A 1,973-nucleotide genomic window follows, 5' to 3' on the forward strand; every position below is an offset into this window, starting at 1 on the left:
CCGCCGCGCCCCACCGGCCGGGACCCCGCGAGGTCCCTTGGAGCCCCGGCTAGCGTCTGGGCCACCTTGCCCTCGCCATACCTGCCGACCATGCCGGCAGCCGGCCACGCGGACGCAGGCTACGGAAAACGCTCAACAGGCGGTCGTCGAGTGCGGCTCCGCGTGCTACCCTGCCCGGGGGCGGCCTTTGCGGGGGGCGAGCTGCGTGGCAGTGATCGAGACCCGGCATCTGAGCAAGTACTACGGGGGTCGCCGCGGCGTCGAGGATGTCTCGCTGGAGGTGGAGCGCGGCGAGATCTTCGGTTTCCTCGGGCCCAACGGCGCGGGGAAGACCACCACCATCCGGCTCCTGTTGGGCTTCCTGCGCCCCAGCGGGGGAGAGGCGCGCCTCTTCGGGCTGGAGACGCGCCGTCACGGCCTGGAGATCCGGCGCCGCACCGGCTACCTGCCCAGCGACGTCAGCCTCTATCCGAACCTGCGCGGCCGCGAGGTGGTCGAGTTCACGCTGGCGACGCGGGGGTTGCGCGCCGGCAGGCGGGTGGAGGAGCTGAGCCGCCGCCTCGACGTGGACCTCGGGCTTCCGGTCAAGCAGCTCTCGCGCGGCATGCGCCAGAAGGTGGCCCTCGTCGCAGCGCTGGCCCACGAGCCCGAGCTGATCCTCCTGGACGAGCCGGATGCGGGGCTCGACCCCCTGATGCAGCGGACGCTGGAGGAGCTCCTGCGGGAGGAAGTGGCGCGCGGCCGGACCGTCTTCCTCTCCTCGCATCATCTGGCGCAGGTGGAGGCGCTCTGCCACCGCGTCGCCGTCATCCGCGAGGGGAGGGTGGTGGCGGTGGACGAGGTCGCCTCGCTCCGGAGGATGCGCCTCAAGAGGGTGCAGGCCAGCTTCGCCCAGGAGCCGCCCTCCCTGGAGGGGCTCGAAGGGGTGCGGGACGTCCGGCGGGAGGGGCGGCGCCTCGTCTTCCACGTCTCCGGCGACTTGCGGCCGGTCTTGCGCAGGCTGGCGGAGAGCGAGCTGAGCGACCTCTCGGTGGAGGAGCCGAGCCTCGAGGAAGTCTTCCTGGCCTACTTCAGCGGGGCGGAGGGGGGCGGGCGACCGTGATCCTCCTCTTCCGGCAGTACCTGCGCCTGGGACGGGGCGCGCTGCTGGGCTGGGCGGCCGGCATGGCGGCCTACACCTGGTTCGTCGTCTCCCTCTACCCGAGCCTGGGCGGCGCGAAGGGGGGCTCCTTGCAACAGTACCTCCAGCAGCTGCCCCCGGCCCTGAAGGCCATCGTGGGGAGCCGCCTCTCGCTGGCCACGCTGGACAGCTACCTGGCGGCCGAGATCTACTCGCTCCTCCCCCTCGTGCTGGCCGTCTACGCCGCCGTGGCGGCCGCCGGCGTGCTCTGCCGCGAGGTCGACCAGGGGACGGCCGAGTTCCTCTTCGCGCAGCCGGTCAGCCGGACGCAAGTCCTGCTGGGCCGCTTCGCCGCCATCGCCGTGCAGCTGCTGGCGGTCCACACGGCGGTGCTCCTGGCCGCCTGGGGCGGCGCGGCCGCCGCCGGGCAGAGCCTCTCCCTGGCAGGAAGCCTGCGCGCCCTCGCGCTCTCCTTCCTGGTCGCGCTGGCCCTGGCGGCGCTGATGCTGCTGCTCTCCCTGGCCTTCAGCGACTCCAGCCAGGCCACCTTCGCCGGCCTCGGCGTGGCACTCGGACTCTACGTCGTCACGGTCGCCCTCCGCGCGGCCGGCCGTTACGACCGCCTGCTGCCGTGGCTGATCTTCGGCCGCTTCGACGCCACGGTGGCGGTCTCGACGGCGGACGGTTTCGCGCGCGCGGCGGCTGCGCTCCTGGCCTACGCGCTCCTCTTCGTCACGGCGGCGGCGGTGCTGGTGGAGCGGCGCGACCTCCGGCTCTGAGGCCCGGGCGGCCCTCCGGATCCGCAGCCGGCGCCGGCGGGCCGCCATGCCTCCCGCGGCCGCAGGGTCAGGCC

2 protein-coding genes are annotated in these 1,973 nt (G+C 73.7%); both read left to right on the plus strand.

The window, feature by feature from the left end; translation table 11 throughout:
• Window positions 1-205 precede the first annotated feature (205 nt).
• The gene (locus tag QJR14_09270) at window positions 206-1,102 is read left to right on the plus strand and encodes an ABC transporter ATP-binding protein (protein MDI3317789.1); all 897 of its coding nucleotides are present in this window, start codon (window positions 206-208) and stop codon (window positions 1,100-1,102) included.
• Window positions 1,099-1,899, plus strand: coding sequence for an ABC transporter permease subunit (locus QJR14_09275; protein MDI3317790.1), 801 nt, complete (start codon window positions 1,099-1,101; stop codon window positions 1,897-1,899). Before QJR14_09270 ends, QJR14_09275 begins: the two co-directional genes overlap by 4 nt.
• Window positions 1,900-1,973 lie beyond the last annotated feature (74 nt).

This window comes from Bacillota bacterium, assembly GCA_029961055.1.
Lineage (GTDB): Bacteria > Bacillota > Sulfobacillia > JAIMAT01 > JAIMAT01 > JAIMAT01.